We start from the raw sequence: 15,872 nt of genomic DNA on the forward strand, positions 1-15,872 counted from the left end.
ACAGGCCCTTCTCCCTGAAAACTACCAGCCAAATGGCATGATGCGGACGCGCAGCAAGTGAGCTACGCCTAATTAGTATTCCATACGCACTCCCAGCATCACACGCCGCCCAGAAAGAGGCGCGGTGGCCGCAAGAAATGATGCATGGTTGAAAGCGCGCACATCAAACAGATTCGTGGCTCGCAGGTACACCGTGTAATCGGCAGCACCCAATTGCCCGTCATACGAGACACCCAAGTTGACCATGTTATAGCCTGGCGTTGCAGACTCGAAATCAGCCACCCTGTTTTGACGGAAGACGCGATACGCCTCAACGTTACCAGACCAGTTGCCCCAGTTGGTCTTTGCCCTTAGACCTGCACGTGCAGCAGGAATACGCGGCAAGTTGCCACCATGTGACACCAGCTTTCCGTGGACTACATCACCAAAGACGCCTGCGGTAAGGTGCGGACCGAAGCGGTAACTGGCCTCGCCTTCAATACCGGTAAAGCGCGCATTACGCTGAGCGTATTCAATAAGACGGAAATCTTCGTAGCGGTCCAGCGTATTGGCGTAGATATAATTTTTTATGTAATTATGGAAAACACCCACTGAAAAGCGAGCATCACCTGCATGCTTGCGCAGCGTCAGGTCAACATTATGAGAGGTTTCTGCCCTAAGATCGGGGTTGCCCACCTCATAGGTGTTGGTGGCCAGGTGTATGCCGTCTGCAAAAAGCTCTTGCGCGTTAGGCAGCCTCTGGGATCGAGAAAGCGACAAGGAAAGTGCGTACTGTGGCGAAAAACTCCACACCGTCGCCGCCGAGAGCGATGTACCGTTCAAGCTGGACGAAGAACCCTGCGCGCTGGCCTCAACCGACTGCCAGTCTTGCCGGGCCCCCAATTCAAATCGCCATGCACCCAGTGTGTATTCTTCATGAAGAAACACACCCATATTGCGGGTGACGGTACGCGGTAAAAAGCTTTCTACGCCGAGCGCGCTGAACGTGCTGCGCGCGCCCTGAAGCCCCGCAACCCCACGCCACCCTGCAACGGGCTTGTGCTCAAGCTCAACGCGCATATCTTCACCACGGTTTTTGAATGTGGTGGCGACCTCGCCGTCGTCGATTTCGTCATGCCGATAGTCGGTGAGCCCTCCGCGCAAGCGGATCTTCTGTATACCTGCGAACGGTTCACGGTATTCGCCTCGCAGGTCTATGCGCTGAGAATTTAGCCGCACAAAAGGGGCTGCATGATCATGGTCGTGTTCGTGGTCATGTTCGTGGTCATGTTCGTGGTCATGTTCGTGGTCATGGTCATGTTCGTGGTCGTGGTCGTGGCTACCGCAATGCAGATGACTTCCGTGAGGATGGCACCCTTCGTATTCATGACTATGCCCAGGCAAGCCGTATTGGCTGCGAGTTTTGGTGAAGGCTAGCCCTGCAAAGCCTCGACTGCCTATCCAAGACAAACCAATACTTCCCGTTGCGCTTTCGTTGTCAGAGCCTTTCAGACGTGAACTCGCCCAGTGTGGCACGCGGTAATCGTCGGAGCGACGCTTTGCACCTTCAATGTGCATGGCGATATTGCCTTCGCCTGCCGTCAGGCCAAACGCACCTGCACGTTCACGCGAGCCTGTTGCACCTCGCACTTCAGCAAACCCTTCGAAACCGTTTTCGGGCAATGACTCAGGGATCTTGTCATCCAGTACATTAACAACGCCACCTATGGCCCCACCGCCATATAGCAGGGTTGAGGGCCCGCGCAATACCTCAATACGACGGGCCAGCATGGGCTCAGTAGTTATGAGGTGATCAGGCGAAACATTTGAAGCGTCCATGAGTTCAGAACCATCTGACAGGACTTTAACCCGCGGTGCCGTCTGGCCCCGGATAATGGGACGGCTGGCGCCACCCCCGAACGTGTCGGCACGCACCCCCGGCATGCTTTCTAGTGTGGTACCCAATGTGGCCTCGCGAAGCAACACCAGATTTGAACCATCAATGGCATCAGCCGACACGGCCATTGACTCGCCACGACGAGACAGCGGGTAGGCCTTAATTGTGACGGCATCGAGGCGGGTAACCGCATCATGCGTTGAATGGCTTGACGTGGCTGTGTCAGCAAAAGAAGGCGGTGCAAAAGCGAGAGTAAGCGCCACAATCAATGGACGGGCTTGTAACAACACAGGTTTCCCCTTTTATAAACGATTTAAACAGAAACGAAATGTTATAACATTACATTCAATTTAAACAAGTTAATCAAAGGCAAAACATAAAATACCAAGGGCTCGGTACACAAAGGCCTCACAGTGATAGCATATCGGCCTCACCTCTTCGGCTTTGTGTAAACATGCGTGTGGGTAACTGGATAAAACTGTCTCACCTTTCCGCCGGCTTCATTGCTGTGCTGGTGGGCTATACAAGCTCAGTCGCTATTATTTTCCAGGCTGCCCATGCGGCAGGAGCCACCGATGCCGAGCTAAATTCGTGGATGTGGGCACTCGGTATTGGTATGGGCATCAGCTGCATTGGGCTGTCACTGCGCTATCGCAGTCCCGTGCTCACCGCCTGGTCAACTCCCGGTGCAGCACTTCTTGCCACTAGCCTTTCGGGGCTCACCATGGAACAGGCAACAGGCGTATTCCTGTTTTCGTCGCTGCTGATTACGCTCAGTGGCGTTACCGGCTGGTTCCAGAACCTCATGCAACACATGCCCCGCCACATCGCGGGCGCCATGCTGGCTGGCATACTCCTGCGTTTCAGCATGGATTTATTTCTTGCCATGCAGACACAATGGCTATTGGCCGGCCTCATGTTCCTTACGTTTTTGCTCGCACGGATCTGGTTGCCCCGCTATACCGTTCCGCTTGCGCTCGTCGCCGGTATCGCGTGCGCAGCATCGCTCGGGCTCATCCAAGCCGACGGCCTTGCCTGGTTTCCCGCCACACCGCGATTCATGAAGCCCGAGTTTTCATGGTCTGCCCTGGTTGGCGTGGGTGTCCCTTTGTTTATTGTGACCATGACCTCACAAAACGTGCCCGGGCTGGCAGTATTGCGCGCCAACGGCTACCAAATCCCTGCCACGCCACTGATCAGCTGGACGGGTGCCCTGGGTGTTGTGCTCGCTCCATTTGGCGGGTTTGCGTTTAACCTGGCGGCCATCACTGCTGCCATTTGCATGAGCCCCGATGCAGACCCTGACCCTCGCCAGCGCTACAAGGCTTCTATTTGGGCAGGGGTTTTTTATCTGCTCACGGGTATTTTTGGTGCAACCGTAGTCGGGCTTTTTGCGGCATTTCCTGTTGAACTTATCGCAGCCATTGCGGGGATCGCCCTGCTGGGCACCTTAGGCAACAGCCTGGCCCTTGCCCTAAGCGACGAGCACGGCCGTGAGGCCGCGCTCGTCACCTTTGTGTGTACGGCGTCAGGCATGTCGCTGCTCGGCATAGGCAGCGCCTTTTGGGGGCTGGTGTTCGGCATGTCGGTGCATCTGATGCTGCGTCGATCGATCCGATAAAAAGCTAATGCTCAGAGTTCTGGGTTCAGATCTCAGAACCCAGAACCCAGAACCCAGAACCCAGAACCCAGAACAGCATCCGCAATTATTAGCTTCTGGCAGCCCTTACCGTGACGCCAGCCTCATCAAGCGCCTGCCGTATGGTGCGCGCAAACATGGCGGCGCCGGGCTGATCGCCATGAATACAGAGGGTGTCTGGCGAAACTGCAATGTCTTCCCCCTGAACCGTGCCCACCTTGCCTTGCTCTACCATGCGCAACACCTGCCTGACCGACACATCGGCATCTACAATCATGGCATCAGGCTCTTTACGAGGTGTAAGGCTGCCGTCGCTTTGATAACTGCGGTCGGCAAATACCTCTTGCGCCACAGCTAAACCAAGCTCTTGCGCCACCTCGACCTGTACTGTGGAAGCCAACGCATAGAGAATCAACGAAGCGTCGACATCTCGCACAGCCTGGGCAATAGCCGTGGCCAGCTCCCGATTTTTGGACGCCATGTTATAGAGTGCACCATGCGCCTTGACGTGATGCAGGGCTGCTCCCTGACTGGCCGCCACCCCCGCCAGCGCGCCCACCTGTACCACAACCAGGTCATAGACTTCGCGCGGGCTGATATCCATGACGCGGCGGCCGAAACCCATGAGGTCAGGCAGGCCAGGATGTGCACCCAAGGCAACCCCGTGCCTCAACGCTGCAGCCACCGTGCGCCGCATAACACCAGGGTCGCCGCCATGAAACCCACAGGCAATGTTGGCAGAAGTGACATAAGGCAAGACTTCAAGGTCATTACCCAATGTCCAAACCCCAAAACTTTCGCCCATGTCACAGTTTAGATCGATGGTACGGGTCATGTTTATGCTCCCTTGCTGAAAACCTCAGCATCATAGCAAACGGGGCTCATAAGAGCCCCGTTTATTTACGCAATCAACACAGACAGACTACTGCCCTTCGAGAAAGCTCTTGAGCTTGTCGGCGCGGCTAGGATGGCGCAACTTGCGCAATGCCTTGGCCTCAATCTGACGAATACGCTCACGCGTCACATCAAACTGCTTGCCTACCTCTTCAAGGGTTTGGTCTGTGCTCATTTCGATACCGAAACGCATGCGCAGAACCTTGGCTTCGCGTGGTGTAAGCGAATCAAGCACCTCTTTGACTACATCGCGCATGGAACCGTGCAGCGCCCATTCAGAAGGCGACAGCGTACCGGTGTCTTCGATGAAATCGCCCAAATGTGAATCATCGTCGTCGCCAATTGGCGTTTCCATGGAAATGGGCTCTTTAGCAATCTTGAGAATCTTGCGAACCTTGTCTTCGGGCATATCCATTTTTTGAGCCAGCGTTGCGGGATCCGGTTCGGCACCGGTTTCTTGCAAAATCTGACGATTAATACGGTTCATTTTGTTGATGGTTTCAATCATATGAACCGGAATACGGATGGTGCGCGCCTGGTCAGCAATAGAGCGTGTAATAGCCTGACGAATCCACCATGTGGCGTAAGTTGAAAACTTGTAACCACGACGGTACTCAAACTTGTCCACCGCTTTCATCAAGCCGATATTGCCTTCCTGGATCAGGTCAAGAAACTGCAGGCCGCGGTTGGTGTACTTTTTAGCAATGGAAATGACCAGACGCAAGTTGGCCTCTGTCATCTCACGCTTTGCCTTGCGGGCCTTGGCCTCGCCGGTTGCCATGCGCTTGTTGACATCTTTGAGGTCTTTAAGCGGCAGCACGACGGCGCGTTGCAGGTCAATAAGTTTTTGCTGCAGTTCTTGAACAGCCGGAACGTGACGCTCAAGCGTTTCGGAGTAGGCGTGGTTGCCCGCCACCTCAGCGATAACCCAGTCAAGATTGGTCTCGTTGCCCGGAAATGCCTTGATGAAATAGGCGCGCGGCATGCCCGCCCTGTCTACACACGTGTGCAGCACAGCACGTTCAAGCTTGCGCACCTCACCAACTTGCTCACGCAGCGTATCGGCCAGTTTTTCAACCATTTTGGCTGTAAAGCGCACACCCATGAGCTCATTAAGAATGGCTTCCTGAGACTCGATGTAAACGGGTGCCTTGTAGCCCTCTTGCTCAAACGATTTACGCATCTTCTCGAACCAGACGCTGATGACTTCAAACTTTTTGAGCGCCTTTGAGCGTAAGTGTTCGAGCTGCTTGCTGCTCATGCCACCAGCAGGGCCGTCATCATCTTCACCCGCGCTGACGCCAGCGCCTGCGTATTCTTCGCCGTCTTCATCAACAAGGCCATCAACGACCTCATCAATTTGCGCAGCACCATCGCGTACACGCTGTACGTATTGCAGAATTTCGTTGACCGTGGTCGGGCAGGCGGCAATCGCCATGACCATATGCTTGAGCCCGTCTTCTATGCGCTTGGCGATTTCGATTTCGCCTTCACGTGTAAGTAGTTCGACCGTGCCCATTTCGCGCATATACATGCGAACCGGGTCGGTCGTACGGCCAAAATCAGAGTCAACAGTGGTAAGTGCGGCGTCGGCTTCATCTTCAACGTCGTCGTCACTCGTTGCAACGGGAGCGTTGTCACTCATGAGCAGCGCTTCTGCGTCAGGTGCCTGATCGTAGACCGAAATACCCATGTCGCTAAATGTGCTGATGATGCCGTCGATCGCCTCAGCGTCGACCAGATCATCGGGCAGGTGATCATTGATCTCGCCATAGGTAAGATACCCACGATCTTTACCCAGCTTGATCAAGATCTTTAGACGATTGCGGCGGGCCTCTTGCTCTTCAGGCGTCATCTGGCTGCGCGTCGGCGCATCCTTTTCGCCCTTGGCGCGCTTGCCCCGCTTGGGCAGTGGCTTTAGCTCAGGAATTACCTCAGCATTATCATTGTCGTCGTCGTTGAAATCGACCGAGTCATTATTGGCATTTTTGGCTGGACGCCCCGGACGGCGCCCGGTGGGCACCCTACCCACCGCTTTCTTGGCCACAGGCTCGCCAGCTTTGGCGACGGTCTTGCGCGCAGCTTTTTTGACTGCCGTTTTTTTCGTAGCGGTTTTGGTAGCCGCAGCTTTTTTCGCCGGGGTCTTGGCGACGCTGCCTGCCGCGTCAGCGCTGACCCCTACTTGCACATCTGCCTTGTCAACACCTTTGGTGGCGGCAAGGGATTTCGCTTTCTTTGCTGTCTTATCAACAGCCTGAGGGGTGTTACCAGTCACTTTGGTCATAGTCGCTTCCGTGTTCGCAGACATGCAAAGGCATTAGCCGTGCATGCCGCAGGGCAAACTTGTTTACGCGCGAACGCCGTCATACCTTGCGCAACACGCTGACATGGGCCTGGCTGCTCCGTTTTGGTAACCCGTCCTTGACTTACTTTGTTTGCAAGGCGAAATGGCAGGCAGGCCTGCATACCTGAGGCTGCGGGCTGGATACAACTACAATTCGCGAAACTTTCTATTTTACAGCACTTTGTCGCGCTGAATTGCTGTGCAACAATGCAATCCGACGCGTCAATTCTTGATACCGCTTACGCGACACCTCATCCTTAAGACCGGCGTCAATCAACGCCGACTGCTCCGCCTTAATGGCTTCGAGCTCGATACGATGCATGGCGTCGCTCCACTCAGCCTGAGGGTCGGGCAACTCTTCGCCCAGCAGTTCAGGCGTGATCGATACAAGCACAGCAGCAAGATCCGAGCCCGGATCTGCAGCTTGCATTAATGCACCTGCGTGTCGTGCTCCACTCAGATTGGCAAGAGTGATCAAGTCTCTTACCAATACCAGATGGGGGCCATTCTCCAGAATTTCAAGCTGCTGGTCGCCAAGGTTGCTGACAAGTTCAGGATGAGCCAGCAACAGACGCAACAAACGCTTGGCCAATGGCGTGACCATACGCGAAGTACTCGTCTTGCGACTACGCCCACCTCTGGCCCGCGGTGCCCGCGGCGCTTCCTCAAAATAAGGAAGATTAACCTCTGCCGCGTAGCCGCTGTCTTCCATAAAGCCAGGAGGCTCATCATACCCATCACTACCAGCATCGCTCGACGACATAACGCCATCGCGCGCCGACTCCGGTGACTGCTCCCACGATCTGACAGCCGATATATGCCCAGGCGTCACGCCAGCTGCCAGATCTGGCATATCGCGCAACATTTCTGCCAGCTCCTCGGGCGTCAGCTGCACCATTCGTGCGAACTCACGCTCGATTTGCAGCCTCAATGTGCTCTCAGGCAGCAGCGAAAGCAATGGCTTGGCTTCATGCACGCATGCGGCCCGGCCCTCTGCTTCGTTCATGGCATGGTGCGAAGCCAATTCCTCAAGCATAAATCGCGACAAGGGTGCAGCCTCATTGGCAGACGCCCGAAACGCATCAGCCCCGTAAGCGCGTATATACGAGTCAGGATCATGTTCAGAGGGCAAAAACAGAAAGCGCATCGACACATCGTCGCGCACCATTGGCAAGCACGTGGTCAACGCCCGCCATGCCGCCTTGCGCCCTGCCTTGTCCCCATCAAAACTGAACACGACCTTATTACTTACACGCAACAGTTTCTGGATATGGAACGGCGTTGTTGATGTGCCTAACGTGGCCACAGCATTACACAGCCCGTGCTGGGCCAAGCCCACCACATCCATATAGCCCTCGACCACCAGCACATAACCTTCGGATCGTATGCCTGAACGCCCTTCCCACAACCCATAGAGCTCGTGCCCCTTGGAAAACAAACTGGTTTCGGGAGAATTCAAGTACTTGGGCTCGCCCTTCTGGATAAGCCGACCGCCAAAACCTATTAAGCTTCCCCGCGTATTGCGTATGGGAAACATAATACGTTCACGAAAGCGATCGTAGCGACGACCGTCTTCCGCCTCGATGACCAAACCCGATTCGACCAGAATCGCTTCTTCGTAATTGGGAAACACCGTAGCCAAGCCACGCCGATCACTACCAGACCAGCCCAGGCCGAACTTTGCCGCTATTTCACCGGTAAGCCCTCGTTGTTTCAGATAACGAATAGCCGGCTGAGAAGCCTTTAGCTCACGCAAATAATGCGCCTGCGCCATATCCAGCACCTGCTGGTGGCGTGACACTTCTTGCTTTCTACGGCTATCTGCAGCGCGCTGTTTGGGGCTGCGCGGTTCTTCAGGCACAAGCATGCCTGCACTGGCAGCCAAAGACCGGACGGCTTCAGGAAAGCTGGCTCCGGTATGCTCCATGAGAAAGCTTATGGCGCTACCATGGGCTCCGCATCCAAAACAGTGATAGAACTGCTTGGAAGGACTGACAGTGAACGATGGGGATTTTTCATTGTGAAAAGGGCACAAGCCAAGCAAGTTGGCTCCGCCCTTGCGCAGCTGTACATATCGCCCGACGACGTCAACTACATCGACACGGGCGAGCAGATCCTGAACAAATGACTCAGGAATCAATCAATACATACGCGGAGGCAGTTGTTGGCTGCGAATGCGTTTGTAATGGCGCTTGACTGCGGCGGCGTGCTTACGCTTACGCTCAGCCGTAGGCTTTTCGTAGAATTCGCGCGAACGCAACTCGGTCAATAGACCGTTTTTTTCGATTGTGCGCTTGAAGCGACGCAGAGCGGCTTCAAACGGCTCGTTTTCTTTCAGACGAACTATAGGCATGTAATCTTGCGCCTTGCAGGTTAATTATTAACGGGGTATACGACAACCAAGGAGTTTAGCACGAAATGGCCTTACTTAGGCGTATTCAGTTGCTTTGCCCCTTGCGCACCCATGATTCGAGCTGATGCGGACGGATACTGTCGTAGTCTTCAAAGGGTTGATGGATCCAGGGGTTTGTAGGCAGCTTCTCGACGAAATAGTCGGGAATCGCCTGCGAATGCCCCTTCCACCATAATACGGCAGTACGCAGCTCTGTAATGGCTGGAAACTGGTTCACCAGATGATCACGCACGCGACGGAAGGTAAGCCCGGTATCTACCATGTCGTCTACCAGCAACACTTTACCATCAAGCGTACCGCGCGTAATCGTAATAAATTGGGCTATGTCGAGTTCACCTTGCTGGGTGCCGGCTGCCTCACGATAGCTGCTGGTGGCCAATATACCCAAAGGCATGTCATAGATGCGCGACAGAACATCACCCACACGCACACCGCCACGCGCCAGACAGAGAATTTTATCAAATTGCCAGCCAGACTCGTGCACTTGCAACGCCAGTTGTTCGATACAACGATGATATTGATCCCAGCTGACCCAGTGGTCGCGCTCTGTGCTTGGTTGCACGGTCATGGCAATTATTTCCAAATTGTTTACAAGGCCGTAATCATAAACCCGTATGGCCTGCGAGAAAAGCCACAGGCGCCACTACGGCGCCTGTTTTAACAACGACTACTGGTTTGCTCAGCCTTTGAATGGATGGCGCAACACAATGGTTTCCAGGCGGTCAGGCCCCGTTGAAACCATATCAATAGCCACTTCACATACTTCGGCGATACGTTCCAGATAACGACGAGCATTGACCGGCAGCTTGTCGTACTCAGTAACGCCTACGGTCGACTCAGACCAGCCGGCCATTTCCTCAAGGACGGGCTCGGCTTCGGCGGCAGCATGGGCGCCATAGGGCAGAACATCAAGGAATTGGCCCTTGTAACGATAACCCACCCCAATCTTGAGCTGCTCAACGCCATCAAGCACGTCAAGCTTGGTGATGCACAAGCCTGAAATGCCGTTAATCATGACTGAACGCTTCATGGCCGCAGCATCAAACCAGCCACAGCGACGCGCTCTGCCGGTAACCGACCCGAACTCTTTACCAACAGTAGCCAAACGCGCTCCGGTGTCGTCAAGCAGCTCAGTGGGGAAAGGCCCAGACCCGACACGCGTAGTGTATGCCTTGGCAATGCCCAACACATAGTTGAGGGCCTGAGGGCCGACACCCGCACCCGCTGAAGCGGCTCCGGCCACGCAGTTGCTGCTGGTGACGAAGGGGTAGGTGCCATGATCGATATCAAGCAGTGCGCCTTGCGCACCCTCGAAGAGCAGTTTGTGGCCCGTTTTCTGAGCGGCATGCAGACTGCTGGAAACATCGGCCACCATGGGCTCCAGCTGAGGTGCCAATGCCATGGCCTCATCACGTACCTGATCGGCCGACAAAGGCTTGCCGCCCAGGTAATTGCTGAGCACGAAATTATGATAATCGAGCACTTCGGCGAGCTTTTCGTCGAAAATGGCGGGATCATAAAGATCTTGTACACGCAGTGCGCGGCGTGCAACTTTGTCTTCGTAGGCTGGGCCAATGCCCCGTCCTGTTGTACCGATTTTGCCTTCACCCTTACGCGCTTCGCGTGCCTGGTCCACAGCCACGTGATAAGGCATGATCAATGGGCAGGCTGGTGAAATTTGCAGGCGTGAGCGCACTTCGAGGCCAGCGGCTTCGAGTTCGGCAATTTCCTGCAACAGCGCCTGCGGAGACAACACCACACCATTGCCGATATAACACACGACATGGTTGTGCATGATGCCCGACGGAATCAACCGCAAGACGGTTTTTTTACCGTTGATCCACAGCGTATGCCCAGCATTGTGGCCGCCCTGGAAACGAACCACGCCTTGTGCGGATTCGGCCAGCCAGTCGACGATTTTACCTTTGCCCTCGTCACCCCATTGGGTGCCGATCACCACGATGTTCTTGCTCATGTTACGTATCAAATAAAGATTGGCCTGATACATCCAAAGCCAAAGCAGGTTTAATTTATGCGATACAGCAGTTCGAAAGCCAAACTATCAGTGTATCGCCCTTATTGTCCATACTCCGTTTTCCTGGACCAACTCGCGATCTACGGAGAATTCATCCAGCCTGGGCGGCTGGCCGGGCAGCATTTGCACTACGATTTCGCCTTTTGCCCGCAAATTACGCAACGCCTCAGCGAGCGCGGGATCGGTACCCCAGGGAGCCAGTATTGCCTTGGCAACTGGCGCTGGTGGCAGCCCTTCAGAAAGCTTGCGCAAGTCTAGGCTAAAGCCTGTGGCCGGGCGAACCCGCCCAAATGCGCGCCCCACCCCATCGTACCTACCGCCTCGCACGAGCGCATCGTGCCAACCATTGGCGTAAATAGAAAAAACCACGCCAGAATGATAGCCGTAGCCACTGCCCATGTCAGCAAGGTCTACGCTGAAATCATGCCCCGGCAAGGCCAGCACCAAGGTTTGAAGTTCGTTAAGCGCGGCGTCCAGTGCAGGCAAGTGCGGCAAGACTTCGCGTGCCCTGGCAATGACACTGGTGTCGCCATAAAGCGTAGTAAGCGTGACCAGCGCCTGAACCGTGTCAGGCCTAACGCCCGGATATCGCTGCGCGAGCGTAACGATGGCCGGCACCTCTTTGGTACTGAGAAGCTCAATAACTTCTTGAGCGGCATCAGCCAACGCTGGATCTGCATCAATAATGGCGCGCGGCACGGCTGGGTGGTTAAGATCGACACGTGCCAGTTGAACACCGGCACGCCTGACGCTCTCAAGCGCAAGCTCGATAATTTGAATATCGGCCTCAACGCCTGCATGCCCGAAAACTTCGGCACCAATTTGCAGCAACTCTCGATCTGACAGCAAGCCTGCAGGTTTGGCATGCAGCACCGAACCACAATAACACAGACGCGTTACGCCATCGCGATTGAGCAAATGCGCATCAATGCGTGATACCTGTGGCGTCATATCAGCACGAACGCCAAGGGTGCGGCCAGAAAGCTGATCTATCAGCTTGCATGTGCGAAGACTGAGGTCACCGCCCCCAGCCGAAAGCAGGGACTCAAGATACTCTACCAACGGCGGCGCTACGAGCTCGAAGCCATAGGTACGGTACAGATCAAGCAGAGTACGACGCAACTCTTCAATACGCCGCGCTTCTGCTGGCAGAATATCGGCCAGACTTTCGGGTAACAACCAAGTGGACATTGTTGAATCTTGAGTATTTGGTGCGGGCCAAACAAAAAGCGACTCGGGGCGTAAGCCCGCCAAGTCGCTTGCGGAAAAAGGTTAAACAAAAACTTACGCGTTAGTATAAACGATGTAGCGCCTTAAGTGAAACAGGGCCATTACTGGCCCTGTTTCACAGCGTGTACAGCAGATCAGGGTGTGGCTGGTTGCTTGCCCTGGGCGGAGTTCCAGTATTTGAAGAACTCAGATTTGGGGCTTAGCACCAATGTGTCCTTGCTGCCAGAGAACGCCTCGCGGTAACCCTCAAGACTCTTGTACAAACTGTAGAAATCAGGGTTTTTGCCATAGGCCGCAGAATATATACCTGCTGCCTTGGCATCGCCCTCACCCTTGATTTTCTGGGCTTCAGCGTAAGCATTTGCCACAAGCTCCTGGCGTTCGCGATCAGCCTGGGCGCGGATGCGCTCGCTGTCGGCAGCGCCAGTTGCACGAAGCCGGTTAGCCTCCTGCTTGCGCTCGGCTTCCATACGCCGATAAACCGATTCAGAAATCTCGGGCGCAAAATCAATACGGCGCAAGCGAACGTCGGTAACGTGGACACCAAGCGGCTCAGCACGACGGGCGACGTTTTCGAGAATTTCACGCATGATCTCGTCACGCTGAGTAGCGACAACTTCTTTGACAGTGCGAACGTTAACTGCAGCGTTCAGTGCATCACGAATCTGCGCTGTCAGACGCTCAACAGCAGCCCGGTCGTTGGCACCAAATGTCACGTAAAACAGCCGGGGATCATCAATGCGCCACTTGACGTAGGAGTCAATGAGCAAGTTCTTTTTCTCAGCCGTCTGGATGCGCTCAGGATCATTGTTTTCAATGGTCTGCAAACGCTTATCCAAGCGCACCACATTTTCGAAAGGCGGAGGAAATTTAAAATAAAGGCCTGGTTCTACAATTGTGTCGCGGACTTCACCCAGAGCAAAAAGCAGGGCAGCATCACGCTCGCGCACAACAAAAACGCAAGAAGAAAGTACGGCCAGGACAATGACAAGGCCTACCAAAGCGGGAAATAATCGTTGCATACGGGCCTCCTAGCGCGAATACGGATTCACTGAGAGTGATCTGGCCGGTGTGGTGCCGGTGCTGCCCGAAGCTCGGTTAGTGCCTGCTGCCGCCTGGTTAGAGGACGAGGAAGACGAGGAAGACGACTGCGTAGCTGCAGCGGCTCCAGAAGTGGTCTCAACTGAACCACTGCTACTGGGGCTATTTCCCTGTGCAACCTGACCCATAATCTTGTCTAGGGGCAGATACAGCATGTTATTACTGGCCTCCGAGTCAATCATGATTTTGCTGCTGTCCTTGAGTATCTGGCTCATGGTAGAGAGGTACAGACGTTCACGCGTAATTTCGGGTGCGGCGGCATACTCAGCTTCAATACTGCTGAAACGTGAGGTATCACCTGTAGCATCCCCAATAACCGTGGCGCGATAACCTTCAGCTTCCTGAACCATGCGAGCTACCTGGCCTTGAGCTTCAGGCAATACCTTGTTGGCATAAGCATTACCTTCGTTGATCTGGCGCTCGCGATCCTGACCAGCCTTGACGGCGTCATCAAATGCGGCCTGAACCTGCTCAGGTGGTTGCACGTTTTGGATAGCCACCGTGCTGATCTGTATGCCGGTCTGGTAACGATCGAGAATGCGCTGCGCAAGGGTTTGCACTTCGGACGCTACTTCAGTACGTCCGGAGTACAGCACGAAATCCATGGGCTTTTTACCGACGACCTCGCGCATGGCCGTTTCGGCTGCCTGGCGTACCGACTCATCAGGCTGGCTCGTCTTGAAGAGATAGTCGGGCGCACCTTCGGGCATCAAGCGATACTGCACCACGAATTGCAGGTCGACGATATTTTCATCGAAGGTTAGCATCAACGATTCGCCCAGCACCTTATTGCGTGCCGTGCCGCGGAAACCCACTTCGAAAGTACGCAATTGCGAAATATTGACCATTTGGTCGGCTTCGATTGGGTACGGCATACGCCACTGCAAGCCAGGATTCAGCGTCTTGGTGTACTTGCCAAACTTGGTAATTACAGCCACCTGCCCTTCTTGGACGATCACGAAGCCGCTGGCAAGCCAGAGACCCACAATGATGGCAACGATGACCGCGATAAATTTGGGTGAGCCTTTGGGCAATTGCAAGCCGCCACCGGGCGAACCGGGGCCACCACCGAAATTGCCGCCACGTTTGGGCTTGCGACCAAACAGCGAGCCCAGGCGATTATTAAAGTCACGCCAGACCTCATCGAGATCAGGCGGGCCTTCTTTATTGCCAGGCTTGCGGGGGGGCTCAGCATCATTATTGTTGCCACGCCCCCAACCGGGATCATTCAGATTGTAGATTTTCGATATTGAACGCATTGTTTCCTGCGATATGACCTGTTTCGACAATTGCCTCGCGCAAACCATCCAGCCCTAGGCGATTGAGGGCGCCGACAAAAACTCGTGCAATCGTACCATGTTCGTCACGTTCTACACGGGGTTCATATCCTGCCATGTCGATTTTGTTGTAGACGAGTATGCGCGGAATGTCGTCGGCTCCGATATCAGCCAATACTTTATTGACTTCTATCACTTGTTCGTCACGCTGCGGACTGGCTGCATCGACGACGTGCAAAAGCAAGTCGGCCTGCACGGTTTCTTCAAGCGTGGCGCGGAATGCAGCAATAAGTGTGGGCGGTAAGTCGCGAATGAAGCCCACGGTATCAGAGATAACCACTTGACCTGCACCTTCGATCCAAATGCGTCGGGTTGTTGTGTCAAGCGTCGCAAACAACTGGTCAGCCGCATAGGCGTCTGCCCGCGTAAGCGCATTAAAAAGTGTTGATTTGCCCGAGTTGGTATAACCGACGAGCGACACCGACAGCGTGTTGCCTCGTGCGCGTGCACGCCGCTGTGTTGCCCGTTGGCGCTGCACACGGTCAAGACGCGAGCGCAACAGCTTTACACGATCGCCAATCATGCGGCGGTCAAGCTCGATCTGTGCCTCGCCCGGGCCGCGTGTGCCTATACCCCCCTGCTGACGCTCCAGGTGGGTCCACATGCGGGTAAGACGGGTGGAAAGATGCTGCAACTGTGCAAGCTCTACCTGCAGCTTGCCTTCGTGACTTTTGGCGCGCAACGCAAAAATATCGAGAATCAGCGCTACGCGATCAACAACCCTGCGATTTAGCTTGCGCTCGAGGTTACGTTGCTGCGCGGGTGACAGGGGTTGGTCGAACAAAATAATTTCGGCCTCGCCCTCATCAGCCTGCAGCAAAGCCTCTTCGACCTTGCCCGAACCAATGAAATACTTGGCATCGGGCCGCGCACGACGTGCCCCCACGGTGCCTACGATGTCGGCACCCGCCCCCTTGGCGAGCATAAGAAACTCTTCCACATGAGGCTGATAATCGAGGCCGCCAAGATCGACACTGATGACGAGTGCTTTCATGGCAGCTGC

At 54.9% G+C, this 15,872-nt stretch carries 12 protein-coding genes; 1 reads left to right on the forward strand and 11 read right to left on the reverse strand.

Going from position 1 to position 15,872, the window contains the following annotated elements:
- Positions 1 to 72: 72 nt before the first annotated feature.
- Positions 73 to 2,166, reverse strand: coding sequence for a TonB-dependent receptor domain-containing protein (locus FQ179_RS08075; RefSeq protein WP_370459844.1), 2,094 nt, complete (start codon positions 2,164 to 2,166; stop codon positions 73 to 75).
- 164 nt (positions 2,167 to 2,330) lie between these two features.
- Here FQ179_RS08075 and FQ179_RS08080 point away from each other — a divergent pair, with 164 nt between their 5' ends.
- Complete coding sequence (locus FQ179_RS08080; protein WP_149396673.1) at positions 2,331 to 3,497, forward strand: benzoate/H(+) symporter BenE family transporter; 1,167 nt, start codon at positions 2,331 to 2,333, stop codon at positions 3,495 to 3,497.
- An 88-nt stretch (positions 3,498 to 3,585) separates the two neighbouring features.
- Here FQ179_RS08080 and FQ179_RS08085 read toward each other — a convergent pair whose 3' ends face one another.
- The 10 genes from FQ179_RS08085 to hflX all read right to left on the reverse strand — a co-directional run bounded on the left by FQ179_RS08085 (position 3,586) and on the right by hflX (position 15,863).
- Positions 3,586 to 4,350 carry a LamB/YcsF family protein gene (locus tag FQ179_RS08085; protein ID WP_149396674.1) on the reverse strand — a complete coding sequence of 255 codons (765 nt, stop codon included), beginning with the start codon at positions 4,348 to 4,350 and terminating at the stop codon, positions 3,586 to 3,588.
- 87 nt (positions 4,351 to 4,437) lie between these two features.
- The gene (rpoD, locus tag FQ179_RS08090; RefSeq protein ID WP_149396675.1) at positions 4,438 to 6,693 is read right to left on the reverse strand and encodes an RNA polymerase sigma factor RpoD; all 2,256 of its coding nucleotides are present in this window, start codon (positions 6,691 to 6,693) and stop codon (positions 4,438 to 4,440) included.
- Between the two features lie 226 nt (positions 6,694 to 6,919).
- On the reverse strand, positions 6,920 to 8,893 hold the full coding sequence (gene dnaG, locus FQ179_RS08095; protein ID WP_149396676.1) for a DNA primase: 1,974 nt from the start codon (positions 8,891 to 8,893) through the stop codon (positions 6,920 to 6,922).
- Complete coding sequence (rpsU, locus tag FQ179_RS08100) at positions 8,894 to 9,106, reverse strand: 30S ribosomal protein S21 (protein ID WP_137237684.1); 213 nt, start codon at positions 9,104 to 9,106, stop codon at positions 8,894 to 8,896. It abuts the gene before it with no gap.
- 85 nt (positions 9,107 to 9,191) lie between these two features.
- A complete protein-coding gene (locus FQ179_RS08105) occupies positions 9,192 to 9,734 on the reverse strand; it encodes a phosphoribosyltransferase (protein WP_149396677.1) in 543 nt (180 codons plus the stop codon).
- A 111-nt stretch (positions 9,735 to 9,845) separates the two neighbouring features.
- Positions 9,846 to 11,141: an adenylosuccinate synthase gene (locus tag FQ179_RS08110; RefSeq protein WP_188074530.1), complete on the reverse strand. Its 1,296-nt coding sequence runs from the start codon at positions 11,139 to 11,141 to the stop codon at positions 9,846 to 9,848.
- Positions 11,142 to 11,228: 87 nt separating this feature from the next.
- Positions 11,229 to 12,392, reverse strand: coding sequence for an ATP phosphoribosyltransferase regulatory subunit (locus FQ179_RS08115; protein ID WP_149396678.1), 1,164 nt, complete (start codon positions 12,390 to 12,392; stop codon positions 11,229 to 11,231).
- Between the two features lie 173 nt (positions 12,393 to 12,565).
- Positions 12,566 to 13,453: a protease modulator HflC gene (hflC, locus tag FQ179_RS08120; protein ID WP_149396679.1), complete on the reverse strand. Its 888-nt coding sequence runs from the start codon at positions 13,451 to 13,453 to the stop codon at positions 12,566 to 12,568.
- A gap of 9 nt (positions 13,454 to 13,462) precedes the next feature.
- Positions 13,463 to 14,791, reverse strand: a complete 1,329-nt coding sequence (gene hflK / locus FQ179_RS08125) for an FtsH protease activity modulator HflK (protein WP_149396680.1) — start codon at positions 14,789 to 14,791, stop codon at positions 13,463 to 13,465.
- A complete protein-coding gene (hflX, locus tag FQ179_RS08130; RefSeq protein WP_149396681.1) occupies positions 14,757 to 15,863 on the reverse strand; it encodes a GTPase HflX in 1,107 nt (368 codons plus the stop codon). Before hflX ends, hflK begins: the two co-directional genes overlap by 35 nt.
- Positions 15,864 to 15,872: the final 9 nt, after the last annotated feature.

This window comes from Pusillimonas sp. ANT_WB101 (assembly GCF_008369125.1).
GTDB lineage: Bacteria > Pseudomonadota > Gammaproteobacteria > Burkholderiales > Burkholderiaceae_B > Allopusillimonas.